The sequence below is a fragment of the Limnospira sp. genome (assembly GCF_051859755.1).
Taxonomy (GTDB): Bacteria; Cyanobacteriota; Cyanobacteriia; order Cyanobacteriales; family Microcoleaceae; genus Limnospira; species Limnospira fusiformis.
Genome location: NZ_JBIMLI010000072.1, coordinates 1 through 23935, shown reverse-complemented (window position 1 = coordinate 23935; position 23935 = coordinate 1). Strand labels below are relative to the sequence as shown.

Sequence of the window (23935 nt, the reverse complement as noted above, 5' to 3'; positions counted from 1 at the left end):
TGTGTGATTCCAAGTCCACTGAGATGTTGTACAAATCAATTCGCTTACTTATCTATTATTTGAAGCATGGACAACTTTCTCGGTTCTCTTAATCATTCCTCACTGTGCAATATCGTCTTCCTTCGCAAACTTTGTGCTTTAGTTGGTGATCGCCATCTCTGTAACAGCCTGGATTGTTTGAAAACCTCGGAGGGACAAGCGGCGCTGTTTTGGTGGGAACAAAATCAACATCAGCTTGAAGCGATCGCCAGTTCCTCAGATCGGGTCAATTTGGAACCAGGAAGCTCAACAGAACGACAAACTAAAGAACGGATCATTAAACATCCCATCAGCGCTCAACAGCAAACCATTCAAACTCCAGACAACAGAGAAATCGCCTTTCCCCAATGGGTTCAACAGGAACAAAACCCCCAAAACGTATTTAATTGGTTGTGGCGTATGATGCCGGAACTAAGACGACAACAGGATTCGGACGCTCTACTCGACCCTCAACACTACATTTTACCCGACTGTCCGATTCATAGCTATCGTGCCACAGTCTCAGCGATCGCCGGAGCGGTAGACTTTGATGAACGGGGGATTGTCACTCAATACCCTTACTTGCTGCTGTTTACCTTTTCCCCGATTCAGGACTTTATCAAAGCTTCCCGCAAATTTCTAGACTTTTGGGCAGGGTCATACTTGCTACACTATCTAAGCGCTCAACTCTGTTGGTTCGTGGCTGAAACCTACGGTGTAGATGCGGTGATTACCCCCTCGCTTTGGGGACAAGAAATCATCGACGCACTCTTACTCAAAACCTATCCAATTTTTAGAGAAAGCTTTCAAGAACTCAGCCCCGATGGAACAGACCCCCTGACTCGTTTTAATGAGCGTTTGAGTACCACCCTAGCAACCGCAGGCTTTCCCAATACGATAACCATCTTAGTTGGAAGCTCCGAAACCGCACAACAACTCGGAGAAACTTTGTGTGAAAAATTGCGGTCTGAATGGAGTGCGATCGCCCAAAATATTAGAGAAGGAATCCCCGATCATCCCATACCCGAACTTAGACAAGGAATTCGCGATCGCACCATCGCATTTCTGCAAAACCCCCAAAATCATAAGCGGATTGAGAAGATCTTAGAAGAATTTTCCCAGTCGGGAGGTCACGACGAACAAAACCGACATGATCTCGAAAACTGGAAGCGGAAAAGCTGCTGGGAATGGCGGGGATTATGGAATGCTCAAATTGACCAAACTTGGCAACCCTACTGGACGGCTGTTCCGTTGGGTGATCCGAATACTTCTCTAATGATTGAGAAAAATGATGACGATCAATTGAGCGAAGACTGGATCAAAAAACAAGAAAAAGTGGCTCAAACTCGCGTGATCAATCCCCCTCCCACAACGGCGGAAAAAATGCTCTACACAACCCTCAATAATGGGACTTGGTGGGGGTCAATTCAATCTCGATGCGGTCAAGCCATTCAAGCCATTAAAAATACTAGAACTTGGGCAATTCCCATTTCTCCGGGTGTTCGTTCTACATTATCGGGACAACTGAGCGCCCTACATCCTCAATTTCGATATTCTGGAAACTTCCGGGAAGGATACGGTTTACCTATTGAATCAATGCGATTATTTTGGCGATTAATAGCAGAAGTTTATCCAGGATTATTTGACGGCTCGGAAATGCTGAACGCTCTAGAATTAACGAAGCGCATGGCTTGGGTTTATGGTGGTGTGGGTGAGTCTTTAGGAATTGATTTTAGCAATTTAGAAAATGAAAAAATAGACTATAGCCAATTAATTCGCTTTCCCAATCTCAGTTCTATTGCTTCAGCCCGATTTGCTTACCAAGATTTGCAACAAGATCAAAATCACGGTAAACTCAGTCAATATTGGCAGAAATTACAAATTAATATCAAACAACAATTTGGGAAAACCAGTCAAGAATATCAGGATTTTCTGGCTCAAACTCGGGGTCGTCCTTTCCACATCCCTAAAACCGATATTTGTATTAATCGCCAAAATTTACCGGGGCGATACTATAACGGCGTGATGTTTTCTAGCAAATGGCTTGCCGAAGATATGGGATTAGAAAAAGAACAGAGACCCGAGTTGCGAAAGATTGTAGACCTAACTCACTCCGAATGTGGCTTTGGCGACAGTAGCCCAACAGATTGGTGGGTGATGATCTTAGGAGATGGGGATGGTATGGGGCAATATGTTTCCGGTAAAAAACTTCATCCTTACCAAGAATATTTAACCGAAACTCATCCCGAAACTTTCATCGATCGCGATCGCTATCCCGACCTAGATGAAAACCAGTATGAGCAGAAAAAACGGCAGTTCATTAAAGCCTTTAGAGATGATAAACATTCCCTGCTGAAAACCCGTAAGCGCATGGGACCCGCCACTCATGTTGGTCTAAACCGCGCCCTGCTAGACTTCTCTAACCGTTTAGTTCCCTTTATTACCGAAAAGCGGTTTTGTGGTCGCGTGGTCTACAGTGGCGGAGATGATGTGATGACGGTACTCCCTTTAGAAGATTTACCCGATTATCTGCTCTCTCTGAGAGCCGCTTGGTGTGGGGGCGACGACCCCTATCAACCCCAAGCGGGCGATCCAGACTTGAAATTTCAATCCCAAGGCGGCTACTGGCGACCCACTTCGGATACAAATGATTTTCAAGGCTTACCAGACCGATCGCTGTTTACGATGGGATTCGGGGCAACGATGAGTCTGGGTATCGTGATCGTCGATAAAAGTGTTCCCCTCCCAGTCGCCCTGGAAGCCCTTTGGGAAGCAGAATCCGACCGGGCTAAAGAATTATCCGGTGGTCTACTGATGTCCATCGATCTGTTGCGGGGACTGACGGAATGGCGATCGCTATCTTTGATGCGATTTGTCCTGTCTGAAATTTTCCGTTTATCGAGTGTTCCCAACAAAAACGGCCTATGTTTTCGAGTTCTCTACAGTTCAGGAAACACCCTAGAAGCTCTGATCAAAGGAGAATTATACGCCGGTTGGCGAGATTGGATCACCACTGAACATCATCAAGCCTTGAGTTCTCTACTCTATCGCCTCGCCGAAGAACTCCCCCGCCATGCGGATTTGACCCCATCTTCTTACTTAATTGCTCAAGCCGCCAGAGCGATCGCCTTACGCCGAGACGACAAAGACTTGGTTCAAGAAAATATCGACAAACTGTTGATCTGGCTCAGATATTGGGAAGATTGGGCGCGATCAGTCCATGTTCAATGGTTAATCGACCGGGAGAAAAACCCCGATACTCCCAAACCAATTGGAATTGACCTTAAGGACTTAAGTAATATTCTGCGTTTTTCGGCGTTTTGGCTCGATAAAATGCAGCAACGCCAACAATGGCACAGACAGGATCAGGAGGCTTAGATGGATTGGTATAAGATTGACCCCCTAGATGTTCTACTATTTCGGGAAGCCAAGCCCTTCAGTCCAGGGGAAGGCGCACGGGCTAAAGGACAGTTTCCGCCTATGCCCAGTGTAGTCTTTCAGGCTTTGCGAACGGCAACCCCTACCGCCCAACCCCATCCCGAATTTTTGGGGGTATTTTTATTAGATGGAGACAATACCCTTTGGTTGCCAACTCCCAAAGATTTGATCGGGGTGAAGCGGCGAACAAAAGATGATTTGCCCAACGAAAGAACAGAAAGTTGGCGGCGACTCACGCGGTTGGTGCCTTGTGAAACTCTGGAGTCGTGGGAGTCAGTCTGTTATTCCCAAGAGAGTTTACCGCCAATGGTTCCGCCTGAACTCAACGGTGAGGAATATGTTTCGGGTTCACCCAAACCCTGGATGAAAGCTTCTGCTTTATCTGCCTACTTGTGTGGAAATTCGCATTTTGCTGCTGATAATTTTACCGATAACCCCTGGGATATTCAGGTTCTCCCCCATACTCACATCGAAGACGGCACCCGACAGGTTCAGGATGAGGAGGGCTTTTTTACTGAAGTCGCAACACGCCTCAAACCGGGGTGGAGTTTGGTTGCGAGGGTGCAGTTGCTAGGGTTGCCGGATGAACCTTTTGTGGTACGCTTGGGTGGGGAAGGACATCGCGCTATTGTTTCCAAGCTGAAAGCTACTAAAAATGATACTGACGGGTTAGACTGCCTGAATTTACTGTGGAAGCAAGCATTACCGGATGTTCTCGAACCGGGACTGTTTGCCTACCTCCTCACCCCTGGACTTGCAGAAACGGCAGAACAGGTCTATGGTCTTTATCCCCAGGCTTGGCGGGACTGCTTATTGGGGTGTGTGGGCGATCGCCAATTGTGGTGGGGCGGAGTTGCCAAAAAAAATCGCCGCAAGGTTCGCACAAAAAACGGGTTAGAAGAATTAGAAGAAAAATCCTTTGCTTTGCAACCCCAATATGCTTTTGCTCCCCCCGGAACGGTATATTTATTCAATTCTAAATCTATTCAATTGACCCGCTTACAATCAACTTTCGGTCATTTGCTCCCAATCACTCAAGATAAACCTTGGTGGGAAACCTTTCGCAAACTCAATTATGGAAAATTACTTTGGGGACGACGATGAATAACAGCTATCTTGTTTATTTGTACCTTTTATCACCTTTGCATACTGGAGGAACTTCCCAGGAAGGAAATGTTGTCGGTATTGCTCGGGAAACTCATACAGATTTGCCCTATTTGCCTTCTAGTACCATACGCGGAGGGTGGCGAGCCAGTGTCGGGCTGAAAGATTATATTGGTTGGCAGACGTTAAACGAGGAAAAACCGGAAGTTTGTATTACTTGAACCAACCGCAAACCCTGTTTAAAGACCAAGAAACTAGCGGCAAAGTTCATCATTGGCGACAATTTGGCTATTCAGAATTATTGTGGATTTCTTATCAAGATAAAAACTAATGACTTACAATTACGCTTACCTTTATTTACTGTCTCCCTTGCATACGGGCGGCACTACTCAAGAGGGAAACTTACTCGGAATTGCTCGTGAGTCTCATACCAATTTACCCTATCTTCCATCCAGTAGCATTCGGGGTCGGATACGCGCTAGTGAGGGAGACACAACCAAAAGAAATCGACTTTTTGGGACAACTTTGGAAGAATCTTCTACACTCGAACAGGGGGATATTTGGATCGGCGATGGTTCGCTTCTTTGGCTACCCGTCCCATCTCTGAGTCACGGTATTGTTTGGATTAGTTCTCCGATGTTATTGCGGCGTTGGGGACGTTTTCAGGAAAGTTTACCAGAGATTCCCGAAGCTTACAGCACCAATTTAGACACTGATAAACCTGCTTACTTAAAAGATGCCATTATCAAACCGAATCATTTGCGGGCTTGGAGTGATTGGGAGCATTTTATGCCCGAACATACACAAACTCAAATGATTGAAAGGGTTTTGATTTTGCCCGACCAACACTGTTCAACTTTGATTCAAATGAGTCTGTGGCGACAGGTTAAAATTAAACTCGATCAACATAAATCTGTTGATGGTGGTTTCCGCTATGAAGAAGCTATTCCTCCCGATACACTGATGTATTTTCCTTGGGGTTTGACGGCAAAAGCCAACGGAACAGCAGAACAGTCTGAATCCGATTTTAAAAAGTTAATTGAGAGTCACGAACTCTTGCAAATTGGAGGTCAGGAAAGTTTAGGTCGTGGTTTTGTTCAACAGTGGTTAGATTCATAATCAGGAGTAATAATTATGATAGTTTTCGACCCCCGCACAATTGCAACACCCGTTTATGATGCTTTGTCTGGATTGCGATCGCAATATAATGGAAATGATACTCGTCTCAAAGAACAAAAAAGTCAAGCTGTAGAACTTTATACCTATCTTTCCACTTGGGGTATGATGCGGTTAAAAGCTGAAGAAAAAGCTTTGAGTCAAGATGGAAAAAAGGATGTTGTTCGTCAGTATTTCCAATGCTTGCAAACTCTGTCTGATGTTCAAAATTTAATCGGTGATCAGGGTTTAGAAACCCTAAAAAATCTCGGAACAGAAGAATATCTGGGCTTGACTGGTTTAGGTTTGGCATTATCTCAAGAATTTGCATTCTGGGCTAACGCAATTTATCACGATATTAAAGGAGAGAAATAATCTAATGGTATTTGAACGTCCTAAACCTCCCAATAAAGCAAATTCAAGACCGAATCCGACCCCAAGACCGAATCCTCAACAAAACCGACCCAATAGAGGCGGAAACGCCCCTCGCAGACCTGGAAATGGTGGCGGAAACCGGGGGAGAAATGGTGGCGGTAATGGGGATAATCGCCCTCCGCAGCCCTCTCCCTGGCTAGACTCAGAGAATGAACCCGAACCTGATGATAATGCTAGTTTTGTTGAATATCTGCGGTGGATGCGATCGCCGGATCATCCTCAAAAAGATGGAACCAAAACTCAAATTTTGCATAAGGCTGAAGACTCAGCTAACTACAATAAACGTCTCGGTCTACTTACAGAAAGAACTAAATTAATAGCAGGAAAAGATAATTGTTTTCAGGTTAGGTGTTCCTGGCGAATTCGGGTTGGTGGACATCGAGGGCCAGAAAGTATTTTGTTACCCGCTTTTGATGCTTTGGGAATGCCCTATATTCCATCTTCAACCCTGCGAGGTGTTGCGAGAACTCAAGCCATTCGAGAAATAATGAAGCGGGATAAGATTGAGTGGCAAGAAGCCGAGAAGAAAATAGCACCTTACTTTGGTTCTTTGGAAGCTGAGAAACCCCATCGCAGTGGAAAAGTTATCTTTCTAGATGCTTATCCATTACCCAATCAAATGGGTTTACAGATGGATATGGCAAACAATATTTGGAAATGGGACAACAATAACGAACTCGAATATAATCCCAATCCCAACCCGTTTTTATCTCTGAGAGAACCCACCTTTTTAATCGGGTTAAAGTTGGCAAGCCACTGTGACGACCGGACGATTTTGCAGAAAGTAAAAGGGTGGTTAACAGCAGGGCTACAAGCGGGAATAGGTTCTCAGGTTAATTCGGGTTATGGGGAATTAATTCGGGCGGGTTCTAGTCGTTCCTCCAATGAATTTTTGCGAGTCGAGTTTTCTTTGGAAGGTCAACTCATTCACGGACGAAAAAAATTTACTCAGTGGAATTGGAATGAACGCCGAAACGATTGGCAAATGAGAGGGCAAGCCGATGCAGAAGTGCGCCCAATTGCGTTTAAATCAATGTTGCGTTATTGGTTTCGAGCTTTTTCATTAGGTGTTTTGGATGTTGATACCGTTCAAATATGGGAAGCCCAATTATTCGGAGGGATTAATCCTAAAACATTTGGTTGGGTTAGAGTTGATATTCAAGATGGCAAGGTTACTCAACGGGAACCCCGACCAAACTTTAACGGAAAAGATGATGATTGCGGCGAACAAGTCGGAACGTTAATATTATCTTATTCTCCCGAAGCGCCCACAAACCAAAATATACCAATTCACAAACTCTTTGAATCTCTCACTTGGATGATGTTTCATTTAGGAGGAATTGGTCAGGGTGCCAGACGTCCGTGTTATTCCAGGCACAATCGCGATCGCGCTCCCTGGTATCGAGGTTCAACATTTTATATTGATAGTGATGAACAACTTTGGGAACTTCCTGATAATATTCGGGATTTTCAACGAAAATTTCAGCAAAAGCTAGAGCAATTTTATCAGACTTTATCTCAGCTTACCAGAAATCAAATGAATTACCGTCAACCTCGAAATATTGGTCAAGTACGCCGGGAACAGTGGACGGAAGCAGTTGATAGCAATTGTAGAATTATCGTCTGTTCAGGGAAAGAAGATTTTGAAAAACCTTATGTTTTGGCTGTTTTGCATAGCCAAGATTTAAAAGTAGAAGATAGACGCGGAAATATTAACTATGACGGGAATCTCTGCGGTCAAGTTTCGGGTCATGTTAAGCCCTCTCCCGTTTGGATTGCCGATTTAGGAGATTATCAAGTTGTAACGGTTTTTGGAGCAACAGAAAACCCCCGCCGTGAATATTTAAACCGCCTCCGAAGCAATACAAACAGAAATAGCTATTGGCAAATATGGCCTCTCCAAGAATAGTTTAATCTTCTGCAGTATCTACCAAAGATAGAATTAGTATAAATAATTGGGAGAACATCTTATGGTTCAAGTTTTAGCGCCGAAGGATATTACTTTAGAACAGTTGGAAACTCATTTTCAGCTTGAATGTATTGAGGATGATAACTTCTTTTGGGAGTGGAGAATTGATTTACCTGAACTCAATGACTGGGAAGTTCAACTCCTAGAAGAAATTAAAGCAGGTTATTCAAATTTAATCAAACAACCGCCATTACTAGAAAAACCGATTAACTTAACTGTGGTTTCTCCCTTACTATTTATTGGTCGTTTCTATCAATCTCCATTTAACATTAGAGCCGAAAAAAGTGTTGAAATATCCGCAATATCAGAGGATTCTGAATTAATTGTCAAGGGAAATATAGATACTTTAGTCTTAAAAAATCAAGTTTGGGTGATGGTTATTGAATCTAAACAAGCTAAACTCTCAGTCGAAGCCGGACTTGCTCAAATCTTAGCATATATGCTGGCTAATCCCAATTCTCATCAACCCAGTTTTGGATTAATCACAAATGGGGGAAGTTTTCTATTTCTGAAATTAATTCAAACTGAACACCCGCAATACGCAACGTCTGATTTGTTTGGCATCAACAATCGTCAGAATAATTTGTCAGATGTTCTCAAAGTCTTAAAGAAATTGATTCAAATTTCTCTAGTTTCTGACACTTAACTTTTTTATCTTGATATTCTCAATTTTTGTCATTTATGAAAACAACTTTAGTTGAATTTAATCGCCTCGATACCCTTATTATTACCCTGGGAACCCGTCAGGTTGGGTGGAAGTGTGAGGATGGAATGGTTCCCTGTTTGGGCGCTGATGGCGATCGCGGACTGGTTTAATTTTTCGTCAATCCCATGAAATGCTTGTGCAAATTGGTATCGGTGGTTAAACTGTTAATAATAACGGAGGATGGAAAGGATGACGATTCTGATTGCTAATATTGGTACTTCTGACCTGGCTTTGAAGTTCTATCAACCCCTGAAAAAGATTCAACGAGAAACCTCTGTAAGTGATGAAGATTTAGAACAAAATTATTTCCTTCCCGTCGGTTTTGATCGCAATGAACCTAATCTGAAGGAAGCTGAAAGCCAATTGAGTACAGGAGAATTATTGATTTGGCAAAACCGCTATCAATTGCTTAAAGAACAGTATTACCAGACGTGGAAAGTTAACACTTTTCGAGAGTTGACACAGTGCTTACTGGGAAAATATATAGAGACTCCCCAGGAGTTGCACGACTGCATTCGTCCGGGTCGTCTTTGGGGCGTGGTTAAAGAGGCTGTTGAAGCTTCTGTTCGAGATATTTATATTTTTGTGACCGACCAATTTTTAGAGGAGAACGGTGAGAAAAATAAAGGGGCTGATTCCGATACGGTTTATCTTTTTGAGATTTTACAGCTTTGGTTTGACCGTGAATTGAACAATCAAATTAATCTGCATAAAGTGGTAATTCCTAAAATGATTTCTCCGATTGACCAAGATGGTTTATTAGGAGAATATTACAACTTTTTTAAAGGTTTAGATCCGAGTGAGGGGATCTTGATTAGTGTTAAGGGGGGTACGCCCCAAATGCAAACAGCCCTGCGGGTTCAAGCGATTTCTTCTGATATTGCCAATCAAATTTACCTCGAACCTCAACTTTCGATTCAAAAGCTTTTGCAGGGAGAAGCATCGAGTTGTCGTCGGGTATCTTACTGGCGCTATCAACGGGTTCAAAAATATCAAACAGTTAAGAAACTATTGGCGCGTTGGGATTTTGACGGGGCGCGAGAAATTTTAACTAAATGGTTAGAAACGTTAGAAACTTTGGAGCGGTCTGGGATTACAGAAATCTCTGAGAGTCGTCATCGTTTGACGGTGGCGGTAAAAGCTTTAAAAATGTCTATTGCTTATCTGAATTTAGATAGTTACGAGGCTGATAAGCAAGCTGATAGCGGATTAGAACTATTGGAGGTTTTGTGTAAAAATGAGCAAGGGTTCATTTTGAATGGTGAACAAAATCCCTTTCGATTGTGTAAAAATTATGAACCTGTTCTGAATCTTTATACTCAATGTTGTCTCTTTTGGAAACTGGAGCGAATTGCTGATTTTTTAGGAAGTATGAGTGCTTTTTATGAGGAGATTTTACATCAAGCTTTTGAAAAATTAGACGCAATCTCTTATTTTGATAAGACTAAAAATGAAAATGATTGGTTTTTAAAGTTGGATGAGATTCGAGGAACTCAACTAGGGGAAACTTTTCTGAAGATTGAGAAGAAAACGAACACTTCCTTTCCCAAAATTTATCAAAATCAAAAGCAAAGCAATTATAAACTACAAGGACGCTTGAGCAAACGCAATTTTGTTAAGGCATTAATTCTAATTAAAAAGGGGAGTTCGGAGACTTTGGAGGGGCTGATCGCATCTCTAAAAAGTCTTGACTATTGGGCAGAACAGCGCAATTTCTTGATTCATGGAGCAAAGGGAATCTCTAAACAACGGATGGAAAACTTGCACTCTGAGGACTTGGAAAATCCGGGAAATTGGAAGATTGAAAAGACTGTTCGTGTTTCTTGTTTGCACACAGAAATTATACCACAAATGAGTCAAATTTATTGCTGTTTCGTTGAGTTGGTTTCACTTTCTGGCTTTCCAAATGTACAAGATTATCTAGTGGTGAATCAGGAAACGCGCGATCCGATTGAACCCTATTATCTTTACTCGGAAATTAAGGAATGGGTTGGGCAAATTTTGGATCACGATCAATAATCTTGTGGGGGTTGAAGAATCGCTGAAACCCTGATTCTTTCGTTGACCCCCCCGGAATGCTTTCTCTGTCGGAGTTTGAGCGATTATTTATACCCTATTATTGCAAATATGTCTCAATAATTTGGGTGCTTGCTTGACCCCCACAAATTTGAGTGCTAGAGTACAGTCAGGGCAAGGGTTTCAACTCGGTAGCCTTTAAACTTCTCTGAAAGTTAAACGTATGGAAACCATTATCTGCTACTTCTATACTTGGTAAAATACCACCTGCTTTAAACTTCTCTGAAAGTTAAACGTATGGAAACTAGTTTTTTCCTTCCTCCCTCTTATCGCGCCTCCCATCACCCTTTAAACTTCTCTGAAAGTTAAACGTATGGAAACAGTAGAGTCCCATCTAACATAGTAAAGGGGCGATCTTTAAACTTCTCTGAAAGTTAAACGTATGGAAACATTAACCTTCTGCCGTCTCCTGGTTGGGGGTAATTTGGGGGGTTACTTTCTTTAAACTTCTTTGAAAGTTCAACCTATGGAACCCCCACCAACCTCCCCCTAAAAGGAGGAAGCCTAATTTTTTTGCTAATTTGAAAGTTCAACCTATAGAGCAAATAACTTTAAAAAAATACCCCCAAATTTGAGGGTATATTGTTAGAACTAAATTCAGTTTCTTTCCATACGTTAGACTTGCTTAGAAGTCAAAGCGTTGCTGTTCTCAAATGGGTGGTAAACCACTTGATATTCAGCTTGAGGAACAAGCTTTTGTAAAATGCGCTGATGATTAACTGCATCATTTTGTGAACGAAAACGACCCACAACCAAACACTGATTATTAGTAACAGATTCTCGTTCTGAGGCGTTTGGCGATCGCACCAAACACCAGGGATGCAATCTCTCAAAAGCTGTCATTGCTCGTTCTCCTTACGCTTTGACCCCACGATAAGCCCAAGAATTTGCACAAAACAGGGCAGGCTACCCTTGACAAAGTTAACTGTTTGTGCAGTTGAACCGCTCCTTGAATTCGGTCGGTAGCTCGTCCCATCGTTCCCAAAGCAAATCCATCAGCGCCAAATGTCGCAGGTCAGTGGGAGTTGGGCGACGGTAACGTTTACCCCGTGCAAACCATCGCTTAACATTGACACTCTCACCACTAAAGGCTTTGCGTTGTAGTGGGAGATTCTTGCTTCATCGGGTTTGTCTAGTTCTAGGTCATATAAGTCCTAAAACCCCGTCCAGATTCCCCTCCACAAGCATCTGTTTTACACCCACTGACTGCCCGGCAGCAGGCTACAAAATACTCATTTATATTTATCGTCATCTCATTCACCCTTACGGGTTCGCCAGTCGCTTCAAGTCGGGAAACCCTCCCAACGCGCTGGCTCACAACATTCGACCCCCCTGCTATCAGGTATTTTTTTTTGGTGATACGAGTTATCTGGCGAGAAGAACCAATCCTGGCTCACTAGGCGCATCTGGGCGCATTGCCACCATGATTTTACCACCTTGAGGCTCTCTTTAATGTCTCCTTTTGGTCGGTTTTGTCTTGGTCGTGATTCATCTCTCCGTCAAATCTTTGATTGTGACGGGAGTCGGATCACGACATTAAAGATAGCTGCATCGTCAACAGCAAAGTTAGGTTGAATACCCAGAATAATCACCTGAGTCCGACACTTAGCCAAAAGAGGATAAAAGCGCAATTGATCGCAGTCAGAGTTGATGAGTTTTTTTAACCGTTGCTCCAACTTTTTGAATTGTGGAGGGGTAAGAACAGCCTCAAAAACTGATTTTTGAACCCTGATGCCGTAAGCCTCCAACAGAGACGAGACTTTAGTCCGGCGGCGATCCTCAACGATGTCGTAGCAAATGAGGTAAAAAGTCACGATTTTAACAAGAAAGGACGGTATTCAAGAGTTTCAGTAATAGCGCGAACATATTCCTCGACTTGCCACGCTAACGCACTCCGCAAACTCACTTGACCTGCATAAGCATGAAAAATCTGGGTTGCCATCAAAGATTCCCAGTTTTGAACAAAGGTGGCACGATGGGACTGACTCAACCCTCCGCGATCGCTAAACTTGGGCGCTTTTTCAAAAACCCACGCTTCCACAACCGGGCGAAACGGTTCCATCAAGTCACAGGGTAAAGGCAAATGGTTCTGACAGTGAAGGTGCAGTGTTCCAACTTCCGCACAACAGCCCGACGATAGCAGTAAAACATACAGTTCACCGGACAGCAAAGCATAAGCCAGTTCTAAAGTTGGCTCAAAATCTTTGACAGAAACCAGAACAGAGCCAAGGGCTTTTTGATAACGCTGGAACACTTGAACTTGCCAGGTTTGTAAGGCAAGCCAACTATTCAAACCCGGCAGAACCTCAAGTTGCTGTTCGAGACATTCTCGAATGCCAGAGTATCCTAAGCTTTGTAGAACTTTAGTGGCGTTGTACCACCGTCCCCGTAAAAGTGAATGAATGAAAGCGATGCGGAAGTTGCGATCGCTATTGCGCTCTTGTTGTAGGACTGTATAGAACGGTGTTTCCTGGGGGGTAATTTGAGCGGTGATATGACCGTTATCGCGGATAAAACTGAGCCGGATGCGGTAACGATAGATCGCCGCGATCGCACTCCGCCCCAGCGTACAGCCTTCAAAAGCGATGATCTGTTGGGTGGTGTCGATGGAGTGGCGAGATTGAATCCGATCATTGTAAACGATCGCAAAGTCTCGCAGATCCGCTTCCAAATAGGATTGCGGTTCGGTGAGGTAAATCGCAGTCATGTTGGCTTTCTCCGAAGTTCCATGACTGTATTGAACCGAAACCGATTTGGCGATCGAACCTGAGATTTAACAAAAATTCAGAAGATTTTTCTGTGTTGGGATAGGCGTTCCGATAGAAGTTGTAAAAAAACAACTCAAGTGCGAACACAAAAATCCGTTTGATTAACTGGATACTGTTGTTGTTCAACTCAAAGAATGTGGTTTTTTTCGATTCTCAACTTCCAATGGGAGATGCTTTGTTGGCTGCATGGTATCAAGTCCGCACTCGCAGCAAAACAGCCGGGATTGATGGGATCTCTGTCGAATTATTTGCTCATTTTCTAGACGAAGAACTCAAACGACTCGCCCACCAGCTTCAGCAAGATATCTATCATCCTTTACCCGCTTTGGGGTTTTATCGGGCGAAAAAAAGTGGTGGTCATCGGCTTATTGGAATTCCAACTGTACGCGATCGCATTGTCCAACGCTTGCTGTTGCGATCGCTTTATCCAGCCTTAGAAGAAACGTTTCAAGACTGCTCTTTTGCTTACCGTCCAGGAGTCCGAGTGAAACACGCGATCGAACGGGTTGCCGAGGTGTATTCCTCCCAAACATGGACAGTCAAAGCGGATATTTCACAGTTTTTTGATAGCCTTTGTCGAACATTGCTGCTGTCTCAGTTGGAGGAACTGTCAGTCGATCAAACGGTGGTGCGTTATATCAAAGGACAGTTGGAGGCGGGTATTGTTGTCGGGGGAATGCCTATCCTGTCAGGTCGTGGGGTTTTACAAGGTGGCATTTTGTCGGGCGCTTTGGCGAATTTGTATTTGAGTGAATTTGACCGACGCTGTTTAAATGCGGGTGCCTCTCTTACCCGTTATGGAGATGATTTTGTCATTGTCGCGAGAAGCCTATTAGAAGCAACACGCTTTTTGAATTTAATCGAAGATTGGCTATCAGATATTTATCTAACCCTGCAACCAGAGAAAACTCACATTTTTGCCCCGGGTGAGGAGTTTGTCTTTCTTGGTTATGGCTTTCAAGCTGGAGAAATTATTACCCCAGAGTACAAGCAACCCCGACGAAATCACAACAAGAAAGCGGTTTCTGTAGCGTCTCGTCCTCCCATTGCTTGCTCGATTGTTACCCCAACCCGCAAGTCTTTATCAACTCGAAATTTTCTGGATTCTTGGAGGGAAGGTATGACAACACTTTATGTCACGGATCAGGGTGCTTATGTCAAGGTGAAACATCAGCAATTTCAGGTCTTGCTCGGCAATGATCTGAAAGTGTCTATTCCCGTCAATGTCGTAGACTATATTATCCTCTTTGGCTGTTGTAATTTGTCGCACGGTGCGATTGGTTTGGCTTTGCGTCGTCGCATTCCCATTTTGTTCTTGTCTTATCAGGGTCGTTACTTTGGTCGCTTGCAAACCGATGGGATGACACGGGTAGACTACCTCAGCCGACAAGTCCATTGTGCTGAAGATGAAACCTTTGTGCTGCGTCAGGCTAAAGTGATTGTTGCCGGAAAACTGCACAACTGTCGGATTTTACTGCGTCGTCTCAACCGCGATCGCCAAATTTCTCAAGTGATTGAGGCGATTGAAGAATTGGGAGTCTGGCAAGAGAAAATTGCTGAGGTGGAGTTGCTCGAATCTCTATTGGGTTACGAAGGCTTCGGAACTCGCATCTATTTTCAGGCTTTGGGGGCATTGGTACAACCTCCGTTCACCTTTGAACACCGTACTCGTCGCCCTCCAACTGATCCAGTGAATAGTTTGTTGAGTCTGGGTTATACTTTACTCCATCAAAATATTCACTCGTTAATTCTGGCGGTGGGTTTACATCCCCATTACGGCAATCTTCATGTTCCTCGTAGCAACCATCCGGCGTTGGTGTCAGATTTGATTGAGGAGTTTCGCGCCCCGGTGGTGGATTCGCTCGTTATCTATCTGGTAAATTCGGGAATTTTTACCCCGGAAGATTTTACCCCAAGTGACGAACGAGGTGGGGTTTATCTTTATTCCGATGCTCTCAAAAAATATCTGAAGCATTGGCAGGATAAGCTTTCTTTGAAAACGACTCATCCTCATACGGGTTACAAGGTTAGCTACTATCGGTGTTTGGAGTTGCAGGTTTGGGAGTATATTTCTTGCTTGATGGGAGAGCGGGAAGTTTATCGGCCTATGAAACTGGAAAAGTGGTAAACTAGAGTTTCCGGAGGGGTTCGACAACTGCTCAAACCTGCATTGTTTCGTTAACCCCCCCGGAAAGCCTTCTCTCTCTGAGTTTGAGGGATTCTGGAGAGTATTTTATTGCAAATATGTCTCAATTATTTTGGTGCTTGCTTGACCCCCCCGGAAATGGAATGTTACACTCCAGTAATAGCAAGGGTTTCAACTCAGCAGTCTTTAAACTTCTTTGAAAGTTAAACGTATGGAAACAGTTAGTCTCGTCGTGTGTCTCCTGGTTGAGGATAACTTTAAACTTCTTTGAAAGTTAAACGTATGGAAACGGTACTGGTTTGGTGAAGAACCGGAAACCCGAAAAAAGGCTTTAAACTTCTTTGAAAGTTAAACGTATGGAAACATGAAAACTCTAAACTATCCGTTAGAACGAGCCACGTTCATTCCGACTTTAAACTTCTTTGAAAGTTAAACGTATGGAAACATTAATAATTCCGGCTGTCCGGAGGCGTACATCTCTTTAAACTTCTTTGAAAGTTAAACGTATGGAAACAGGAAACAAGCGATATTTACCTTCAGGAAAACTTTCATCAACAACTTTAAACTTCTTTGAAAGTTAAACGTATGGAAACGCTAGTGTCGTCAGAGAGCCAGTTTTAAGCAGGTGCCCTTTAAACTTCTTTGAAAGTTAAACGTATGGAAACAGGTGATAGCCCCCAACAAAAAAGGAGGTGCCAACTTTAAACTTCTTTGAAAGTTAAACGTATGGAAACAGTTGAAACAGTTGGAGGGATTGAGCGGAAAAGTAAATCCAGTAAAACTTTAAACTTCTTTGAAAGTTAAACGTATGGAAACAGTCTTCCAGTTTTTTTAGTCTTATTTAGGATGTAGGTCTTTAAACTTCTTTGAAAGTTAAACGTATGGAAACATTTTAGGACACGATTGAGAACCAAGTAGAGAGACGGAGGCTTTAAACTTCTTTGAAAGTTAAACGTATGGAAACCAGCCGTTAACTGGAGTGTGGTACTTGCACACCAAGAAACTTTAAACTTCTTTGAAAGTTAAACGTATGGAAACTTAAATTAGCTGCCCCCCTAGCCCCCCAACTTTGGGGAGAAATATATTTTCAACTTCTTTGAAAGTTCAACCTATGGAACCCCCACCAACCTCCCCCTAAAAGGATGAGGCCTAATTTTTTTGCTGATTTGAAAATTCAACCTATAGAGCAAATAACTAAAAAAAATACCCCCCAAGTAGAGGGTATATTATTAAAATAAATTCAGTTTCTTTCCATACTTGATACCGGCTTAGAAGTCAAAGTGCTGCTATTTTAAAATGGGTTGTAAACCACTTAATATTCAGCTTGAGGAACCAGCTTTTGTAAAAAGTCATGTTTTTCAATTTGAGCTTTTACCGATTGAAAAGTTAATAATGTTCTTCCTTTCTCGCCTTTTTATGACTAACAATATAGACTCCCCAGGGCAGACGAACTCCTGTTAGAGTCGTGAACTTGAACTGAGCGTGTTCCGGGTTAGCAATATCCAAATCTGCCCAACTCAAATTGGTATTTTGTAAGTTCGTCTGTGCTAAATTTGTACCACTGAGATTCGCCCAACTCAAATCCGCATCCCTGAGATTAGCATAACTTAAATTCGCCCGTTCTAAATCAGCTTGACTCAAGTTCGCACCCAGCAAATCTGCCTTGTAGAAATTGCATCCCAAAGCGCTGGCTCCGTGCAAATCTGCCTGAGACAGCCGCCCCCCCGCAAAGTTCGCATTTTCAAGACAGGTTAAACTTAAATTGGCGCAACTCAAGTTAGCATTCGCACAATTCGCTCCCGTCAAATTAGCTTTAAAAAGGTTAACTCCCTCTAAGTTAGCTTTGTAAAGTACAGCACAATGCAAGTCTATTTCACACAAACTCATCCCCTGCAAGTTAATTTGGGTCAAGTTGGTATAACTGAAATCTCGCCGCCCTTCCGCATATTCTGCTTTAAACTTTTGAGTGGAAATGGCTTCACCGTTATTTACGAATTTTGGCGATTGAGTCATGGTTTTATCCTCCTTTTTGAGTCTGTTTAGAATTGATTTTTACTGAAATTGTCTGATTATTTACGAGTCTTTGTGAAAGGGCTTAGGCATTTGAAACCGAGTTCCCCCGGCGATTTTATGCTGCAAAGCCTGTTGAACAAAGTTCCCTAACAAATCCCCTAAACCTGGTGCATTTTCCAAGTATTTGTGGAGTCTTCGGAGATTTGGGCTGTTGAGATGATGGTCTGGAAATTCCAGTCGTCCGATTTGGAGTTGTTGAGCGATGTACTGGCGGATATAATTAAGATCATTTATCCATTTGCGAAGGGTTTCTGCTTGACTATCTTCTGTGCGGCGTATCCATTTCAGCCAAAACGATGAAGGTTCATAGACATAGTATTGAGTAATATCGATTAGGTATTCTACTCCTTGTAGAAATTGCTGGGTTTTTTCCCGAATCTGCCCTCTTAATTCTTGTTGTTTGTCTGGGGTTAAACTCTCATGATTCATCCCATCATTCAACTGATTGAGCGTTAACTGAATGATTTGAGCGGATTGGCGAATATCAGCTTGTGCTGCTTTTAAATTCTCGACTAAACCCTCACACTGTTGGGTCATTAATAACTGTCCATCTTGTGTATTTTCGACCTCGTAGACTTGATTGAGGTATTGAACTAATTCTGGGTAATCAATTCTTCCGGTTTTTTTCATTTCATCTATCCATAAGCTGAGTAGCCGCATTTTATAGGAGGAATTTTGAGGATTGTCGGCCAGAACTGAAACGGAATGTAAGGGGGATACTTTATTCGTGTTGAACTGCGAGGAACCGTTGGAGGAAATGGAGTCTTGTCTGTTCATGGTTAAATCTCCAGCTATTTTTTGAAGTGAGGTGAATTGAGGGACAGAGGTTAGGGAAAAACGCCTTGAATGCCAGGGGTTTAATCGTTGAATTCTGCTTCTGAGTTCATCAGTTCTCGTAGTTCTTGGCGTCGGCTTTCTAGCCAGATGTTTCGTTGCAGTTCAACCGTTTCACTAAAGGATTGGCGAGTATCTTTGCGAAGACTGAGGGCGATAGTCATCCCGCAAGCGGGCCCACTGGTGATGATGGAGACTAACAGGGAGAACAGGTGAAAGCCTAAGCTAGACCAATCTCCCTGAATTAATTTGCTGCGAAAGTTGATGATAGCCAGCCGAGTGGCTTCGATACCGGAGCGGAGTTCACCGTCGGGGGTAAAATGTTCCTGGTAGACTTGGGGCTTGTGTTGTTGGAGGAATGCCAAGTCGTTCCCCATCTTCACCCGGAGAGCGAGGCTTTCTTCCAGTTCCTGTTTGGCGGTTTCATAGTTTTGGTGAGCTTGTTGACCGAGTCGAGAAGCTTTCGGACAGAGGGGTAATTCTTCCAGGGGTACTGTTGCCCAGTTGGTGTTCTGTTGTTCCCAGGTTCCGTGCAGTTGCACGAATAGGGATTGTCTGCGGGGGTGGTCTTTAAGCATTTGGTTGAGTTCTTTGTCCCCTTGTTCGCATCGGGTTAAAGCGTCTTTGTATTGAGGGCTGTCTAGTTGTTTGAGGCTTTCTACCTGGTTGATTTTCTGGTTGATTGTTTCTGCGGATAATTCTTGGGCTTTGAGTTGAGTTAAACCGGATGGGTTGAGTAAGAGTTCGGTTCCCACTGCGGCGATTAGTGATAGAATTGTATTAATGGATATCATGCCTGCGATCGCCCAATTTGACCAAGAACGACCATAGGGTTTTCGAGCAGAAACGGCGGTAGCTGCACCGTTCGTGTATTTGAGAAGCAAACCATTGACCAGTAGCGTGACCGGAACTCCTAGAACACCTAAGTCTCTGAAAGCATAGTACAGCAGTGGAAAGCTAGTTGCCACATTAATCACACCGCTAATGGTCACTAAACAAGCCGTGCGTTCGCTATCTTTTTCTAAGTTATTGGAGACAACAGCCCGACCCCGAAAGTCTTTGGGGTTAGCAATGACTAATCCCTGGAGTGGCTTAATCAGCTTTCGGAGTTTTTTAGGCTTCTTCTGGCTTGGGCTAGGGTTTTTCGCCTTCTCTACTAACTCAGCATACTTGCCACTTTCCTGAATGTACAGGATCAAGTCTTCTACTGTTGGTTTTTTGGGGCTGGAAGTCTGCCGATTTGCTTTCGGAAGGTCAGAATTGCGGTAGTTCATTGGTTTTTCCTGTTGGCTTTTGCAGCCCTGGGCTGAGTTCGGTTTGAACTCAAGTCCGGGCCAAAAAGAAAGTGCCAAAACTTACAGGTTTAACCAGTTATTCGGTTGTCCTTATGAACTTATCTTCACTTTAACACAATTTGGGGCTTTGTCAACAGGTCTATTCTATTTTTTTCTCAAGGTTATATACAAAGCAGGGGGGCGTAACCCTGTTCCCATGACAAAGGGGTGTCCACATCAGGAGCCGTATGAGGTGAAAGTCTCAAGTACGGTTTTGAATGGGAGTTGGGGAGGGTGACTTCCCTTTCGACCCCTACCCCTTGGAGGGAGTAGGATATGACTGAAAGCCAATGCCTAACTGTAATGGTTAGGATATGCCCACTAGTCACGGTATGGACATAGATACTGCGGCGATTAAGAGTATTATGACGAGAGCGAGTTTAAAGACTACGTGGTTGTATACAGCTCCAAAAGTCGAAGTACGAAAGCAGGGGGTAGTAACTCTGTTCCTACGAAAAAGGGTGTCCATATCAGGAGCCGTGTGCTGGGAAACTCGCAAGCACGGTTTTGAAGTGGAGTTCGGGAAGGTGACTTCCTGTTCGACCATAACTCAAATTACTATTCAGGGGTCGTCTCATCTGAGACCTTCAATAAGTTAGACCATATAATCTGGCAAATGTTACGGGCATGGACAGTCTCAAGATGCGGAAAGGCAAATCGTAAAGAACTGAGTAACTATTGTAGACCGGAAACGGTTAAACTCAGCGATGGTAGAGAAAGGCATGAAACTTGGTTATTCTGTACCAAGGATGGACATAGACTATGGAAGCATAGCTACACTCCGATTGTCAGACATACCCTGATACGCCCTGAAGCAACACTTTATGACGGAAACTGGACTTACTGGGCAACCAGAAAAAGTCAAGCAATTGATACGCCAAACAGGGTAGCAAAACTACTCAAAAAGCAAAAATGCCTATGCGCCTGGTGTGGGCAATACTTTACCCCATCAGATTTAGTTGAAGTAGACCACATTGTACCTCGAAGCCACGGCGGAAAGGATGAATACAAGAATCTTCAACTATTGCACCGCCACACCCGCGATGATAAGACGGCACTTGACAACGTCAACGCTGCATTCTTAACAATGGAGCAGTCTGCGCGTGCGTCACATCAGGAAGTTTTTCGTGTCTATGCCAATTATCTGGATGTGGAAGCACCACTAGAGCCGTATGAGGTGAAAGTCTCAAGTACGGTTTTGAATGGGAGGGGGAGATGGTAACATCTCTCTCGATCCCTACTTGTTTGTCTAACAATTTTAACTCTGATCAGCCCTAGTCCGGGTTAATGGAACTTAACCTAGTATGATGATCTATTTTTCTCGATAAAATGCTGTTAGAGGTGATTATTTAAAATGATGAAAGTTAATCGGATGGAATCAAGCCATGCTGGTGGGCATATCAGTAAAATGGCTATCTTTCTGGCCATTTTGGCGGGAACAATGGCTTTAACTAACCCCAGTCGCCAAGACTATCTCGAATATGCCTCGGTGAAGTTATCCCAAGAAGCGAAAAACAACCTATGTAATGAGGCGGAAGTTCCGGCTATTCTCCGAGGTTTTTCTAATATTATTGTAGACACCTGCAATACTTTGGTAACTTCTCAACGTGGTACAATTAGGGCTTTTATTGACAATTCTACTCACCGAAAAAATGCGATGATTTTTAGCATTTATACCTCGGAATTGTTGAATAATCGCTATAGAACTCTGGCTCTGTTTGGTAATTTTATCACATTTTCAGCGGAAAAACTGCCGGAAAATTCCGTAGAATAATCGGAAGCAGCCCAATTGTATTCTGAGCGAAAAAGCGCCCTCCCATAAGGCCGGGTGCTAGGTCAGCCCCCGGAAACAGGACAAGACTGCTGGACCCTCAGCCAATGTTGGTTGAGGGTAGAATGGGTTTGCGATCGCTTTCGGTGGTATGGACAGTTACAAAAAAAGATACAATGTTGAGATGGCGATTGTGGTTTGTTGAGTGGACAAAAGCCAACATTGACAATTAGCCAGCCGTTGGCGCGATCAAGATACAAAGGCAACCCAGAAATTATGACTGTCAGAGTTCGTTTGGCTCCTAGCCCTACAGGTAATCTACACATTGGTACAGCCAGAACCGCTGTATTTAACTGGCTTTTCGCCCGAAATCAGGGCGGTGAGTTTATACTACGCATTGAAGATACAGATCAAGAGCGATCGCGTCCTGAATTTACCCAAAATATTTTAGATGGACTAACCTGGTTGGGTCTAAATTGGGATAAAGGGCCGTTTTTTCAGTCGGAGCGCCTGGACTTGTACCGGAAAGCTATCTGTAAACTCCTAGATGCGGGTTTGGCTTACCGTTGCTATTGTACTCCGGAAGAACTTGAGGAAATGCGATCGGCTCAAAAAGCTAAAAATCAAGCTCCTCGCTATGATAACCGCCACCGCGACCTAACCGCAGCACAAAGGGCGGCTTTGGAAGCTGAAGGCCGCAGTGCCGTGATTCGCTTTAAAATAGACGACAACCGAGAAATTAGATGGAATGATTTGGTCAGGGGTTCGGTAGTCTGGAAAGGCTCCGACTTGGGGGGAGATATGGTCATTGCTAGGGCTTCCAGTAGCAATGCGATCGGTCAGCCTCTCTATAATTTGGCGGTGGTGGTCGATGATATTGATATGCAGATCACCCATGTAATTCGCGGTGAAGACCATATCGCTAATACTGCCAAACAGATACTACTCTACGAAGCCTTGGGGGGAACGGTTCCAGAATTCGCCCACACTCCTTTGATTTTGAATCCTGATGGCCGTAAACTATCTAAGCGGGACGGGGTGACTTCTATCTCAGATTTCCAAAATTTGGGTTACACAGCCCCCGCTTTGGCTAATTATATGACACTATTGGGTTGGACTCCCACTGATTCTACTCAGGAAATCTTTACCCTAGAACAGGCGGCGAAAAACTTTGGTTTTGATAGGGTCAATAAGGCGGGGGCAAAATTTGACTGGGATAAGCTCGATTGGTTGAATGGTCAGTATATCCATAATCTGCCAGTGTCGGAATTAACAGATATGTTGATTCCCTATTGGAAAGAGGCGGGTTATGACTTCGACCCACAGAGCGATCGCCTTTGGTTGGAACAGTTAACAACCCTCATTGGTCCTAGTCTTACCCGTCTCAAAGATGCAGTAGATATGGCCGCGATGTTCTTTCCCTCCAGTGTCAGTTTAGATGAAGAAGCCCAGCAGCAGTTGCAACAAGAGGGAGCCCAAACCGTCTTGGCAGCTATCAAGGATAAACTCGAATCTGAGCCTACACTGACAGCAGATACCGTCAAGGATATGATCAAAGCTGTTACCAAAGAGACGAAACTTAAAAAAGGGCTGATCATGCGATCGCTCAGAGCAGCTCTCACTGGGGCTGTTCATGGCCCGGATTTAGTTGAGTCCTGGCTGCTTCTTCATCAGCGAGGAACTGATCTAACTCGCTTGCAAAACATATTAGATCGTTAATTGTTATTGAGGCTGAATGCTATGGCGGATAGCTCTAAATCCAAACCACAAGACGATAAAACTCCCATTGAGGATAAAAAGTCTGCTACTAAAGCAGATACTACTTCAGCTAAATCCTCTACTCCCACAAATCAGGAACCTGTAGCTGCTAAAACCCCAGAACCCAAACCAGAACCCAAACCAGAACCGAAACCAGAACCTGTGGCTGCTAAAACCCCAGAACCCAAACCAGAACCGAAACCAGAACCTGTGGCTGCTAAAACCCCAGAACCCAAACCAGAACCGAAACCAGAACCTGTGGCTGCTAAAACCCCAGAACCCAAACCAGAACCGAAACCAGAACCTGTGGCTGCTAAAACCCCAGAACCCAAACCAGAACCGAAACCAGA

18 protein-coding genes, 3 pseudogenes and 2 CRISPR repeat arrays are annotated in these 23935 nt (G+C 43.7%); of the genes and pseudogenes, 15 read left to right on the top strand and 6 right to left on the bottom strand.

The window, feature by feature from the left end:
* The 10 genes and pseudogenes from ACTIE0_RS13760 to ACTIE0_RS13715 form a co-directional block, all read left to right on the top strand.
* A pseudogene (locus ACTIE0_RS13760) lies at positions 1 to 92 on the top strand (IS1 family transposase); the annotation flags it as partial.
* On the top strand, positions 67 to 3396 hold the full coding sequence (locus ACTIE0_RS13755; RefSeq protein ID WP_006669911.1) for a type III-B CRISPR-associated protein Cas10/Cmr2: 3330 nt from the start codon (positions 67 to 69) through the stop codon (positions 3394 to 3396). The pseudogene ACTIE0_RS13760 and the gene ACTIE0_RS13755, both read left to right, overlap by 26 nt.
* A complete protein-coding gene (locus ACTIE0_RS13750; RefSeq protein WP_006669912.1) occupies positions 3397 to 4560 on the top strand; it encodes a type III-B CRISPR module-associated Cmr3 family protein in 1164 nt (387 codons plus the stop codon). It abuts the gene before it with no gap.
* Entirely contained in the window at positions 4557 to 4781 is a 225-nt protein-coding gene (locus tag ACTIE0_RS13745; protein ID WP_006669913.1) for an RAMP superfamily CRISPR-associated protein, read from the top strand. Before ACTIE0_RS13750 ends, ACTIE0_RS13745 begins: the two co-directional genes overlap by 4 nt.
* A 109-nt stretch (positions 4782 to 4890) precedes the next feature.
* Complete coding sequence (gene cmr4, locus ACTIE0_RS13740) at positions 4891 to 5679, top strand: type III-B CRISPR module RAMP protein Cmr4 (protein ID WP_006669914.1); 789 nt, start codon at positions 4891 to 4893, stop codon at positions 5677 to 5679.
* Positions 5680 to 5694: 15 nt separating this feature from the next.
* Positions 5695 to 6090, top strand: coding sequence for a hypothetical protein (locus tag ACTIE0_RS13735; RefSeq protein WP_006620489.1), 396 nt, complete (start codon positions 5695 to 5697; stop codon positions 6088 to 6090).
* Positions 6091 to 6094: 4 nt separating this feature from the next.
* Positions 6095 to 8059 (top strand): RAMP superfamily CRISPR-associated protein, encoded by a 1965-nt coding sequence (locus ACTIE0_RS13730; RefSeq protein ID WP_006669915.1) that lies wholly within the window; start codon positions 6095 to 6097, stop codon positions 8057 to 8059.
* 61 nt (positions 8060 to 8120) lie between these two features.
* Positions 8121 to 8765, top strand: a complete 645-nt coding sequence (locus tag ACTIE0_RS13725) for a hypothetical protein (protein ID WP_006620492.1) — start codon at positions 8121 to 8123, stop codon at positions 8763 to 8765.
* A 35-nt stretch (positions 8766 to 8800) separates the two neighbouring features.
* Positions 8801 to 8935, top strand: coding sequence for a hypothetical protein (locus tag ACTIE0_RS13720; RefSeq protein WP_006620493.1), 135 nt, complete (start codon positions 8801 to 8803; stop codon positions 8933 to 8935).
* 79 nt (positions 8936 to 9014) lie between these two features.
* Complete coding sequence (locus ACTIE0_RS13715) at positions 9015 to 10844, top strand: hypothetical protein (protein WP_006669916.1); 1830 nt, start codon at positions 9015 to 9017, stop codon at positions 10842 to 10844.
* A gap of 193 nt (positions 10845 to 11037) precedes the next feature.
* A CRISPR array of direct repeats spans positions 11038 to 11375; the repeat unit is 35 nt; unit sequence CTTTAAACTTCTCTGAAAGTTAAACGTATGGAAAC.
* A 141-nt stretch (positions 11376 to 11516) separates the two neighbouring features.
* Here the strand turns inward: ACTIE0_RS13715 and ACTIE0_RS13710 are convergent.
* The 3 genes from ACTIE0_RS13710 to ACTIE0_RS13700 all read right to left on the bottom strand — a co-directional run bounded on the left by ACTIE0_RS13710 (position 11517) and on the right by ACTIE0_RS13700 (position 13608).
* Positions 11517 to 11744: a hypothetical protein gene (locus ACTIE0_RS13710; protein ID WP_006669917.1), complete on the bottom strand. Its 228-nt coding sequence runs from the start codon at positions 11742 to 11744 to the stop codon at positions 11517 to 11519.
* A gap of 656 nt (positions 11745 to 12400) precedes the next feature.
* Positions 12401 to 12715, bottom strand: coding sequence for a CRISPR-associated endonuclease Cas2 (gene cas2 / locus ACTIE0_RS13705; protein WP_006669918.1), 315 nt, complete (start codon positions 12713 to 12715; stop codon positions 12401 to 12403).
* A complete protein-coding gene (locus tag ACTIE0_RS13700) occupies positions 12712 to 13608 on the bottom strand; it encodes a CRISPR-associated endonuclease Cas1 (RefSeq protein ID WP_006669919.1) in 897 nt (298 codons plus the stop codon). The genes cas2 and ACTIE0_RS13700 overlap by 4 nt, the downstream gene beginning before the upstream one ends.
* A 197-nt stretch (positions 13609 to 13805) precedes the next feature.
* Between ACTIE0_RS13700 and cas1 the strand changes: the two genes are divergently transcribed.
* Positions 13806 to 15797 carry a CRISPR-associated endonuclease Cas1 gene (gene cas1, locus ACTIE0_RS13695; RefSeq protein ID WP_235720249.1) on the top strand — a complete coding sequence of 664 codons (1992 nt, stop codon included), beginning with the start codon at positions 13806 to 13808 and terminating at the stop codon, positions 15795 to 15797.
* 202 nt (positions 15798 to 15999) lie between these two features.
* Positions 16000 to 16934: direct repeats of the CRISPR family, unit length 35 nt; unit sequence CTTTAAACTTCTTTGAAAGTTAAACGTATGGAAAC.
* A 267-nt stretch (positions 16935 to 17201) separates the two neighbouring features.
* Here cas1 and ACTIE0_RS13690 read toward each other — a convergent pair.
* The 3 genes from ACTIE0_RS13690 to ACTIE0_RS13680 all read right to left on the bottom strand — a co-directional run bounded on the left by ACTIE0_RS13690 (position 17202) and on the right by ACTIE0_RS13680 (position 19996).
* Entirely contained in the window at positions 17202 to 17828 is a 627-nt protein-coding gene (locus ACTIE0_RS13690; RefSeq protein ID WP_006620499.1) for a pentapeptide repeat-containing protein, read from the bottom strand.
* A 60-nt stretch (positions 17829 to 17888) separates the two neighbouring features.
* Positions 17889 to 18665: a hypothetical protein gene (locus ACTIE0_RS13685; protein ID WP_006669922.1), complete on the bottom strand. Its 777-nt coding sequence runs from the start codon at positions 18663 to 18665 to the stop codon at positions 17889 to 17891.
* 80 nt (positions 18666 to 18745) lie between these two features.
* Positions 18746 to 19996 carry a hypothetical protein gene (locus ACTIE0_RS13680; RefSeq protein ID WP_006669923.1) on the bottom strand — a complete coding sequence of 417 codons (1251 nt, stop codon included), beginning with the start codon at positions 19994 to 19996 and terminating at the stop codon, positions 18746 to 18748.
* Positions 19997 to 20606: 610 nt separating this feature from the next.
* Here ACTIE0_RS13680 and ACTIE0_RS13675 point away from each other — a divergent pair.
* From ACTIE0_RS13675 to ACTIE0_RS13660, 4 genes and pseudogenes are all read left to right on the top strand, one after another.
* Positions 20607 to 21155, top strand: a pseudogene (locus tag ACTIE0_RS13675) (HNH endonuclease); the annotation flags it as partial.
* 255 nt (positions 21156 to 21410) lie between these two features.
* Positions 21411 to 21830 (top strand): DUF4359 domain-containing protein, encoded by a 420-nt coding sequence (locus ACTIE0_RS13670; protein WP_006620503.1) that lies wholly within the window; start codon positions 21411 to 21413, stop codon positions 21828 to 21830.
* A 273-nt stretch (positions 21831 to 22103) separates the two neighbouring features.
* Entirely contained in the window at positions 22104 to 23546 is a 1443-nt protein-coding gene (gltX, locus tag ACTIE0_RS13665; RefSeq protein WP_006669925.1) for a glutamate--tRNA ligase, read from the top strand.
* A gap of 21 nt (positions 23547 to 23567) precedes the next feature.
* Positions 23568 to 23935, top strand: a pseudogene (locus tag ACTIE0_RS13660) (CAAD domain-containing protein); the annotation flags it as partial.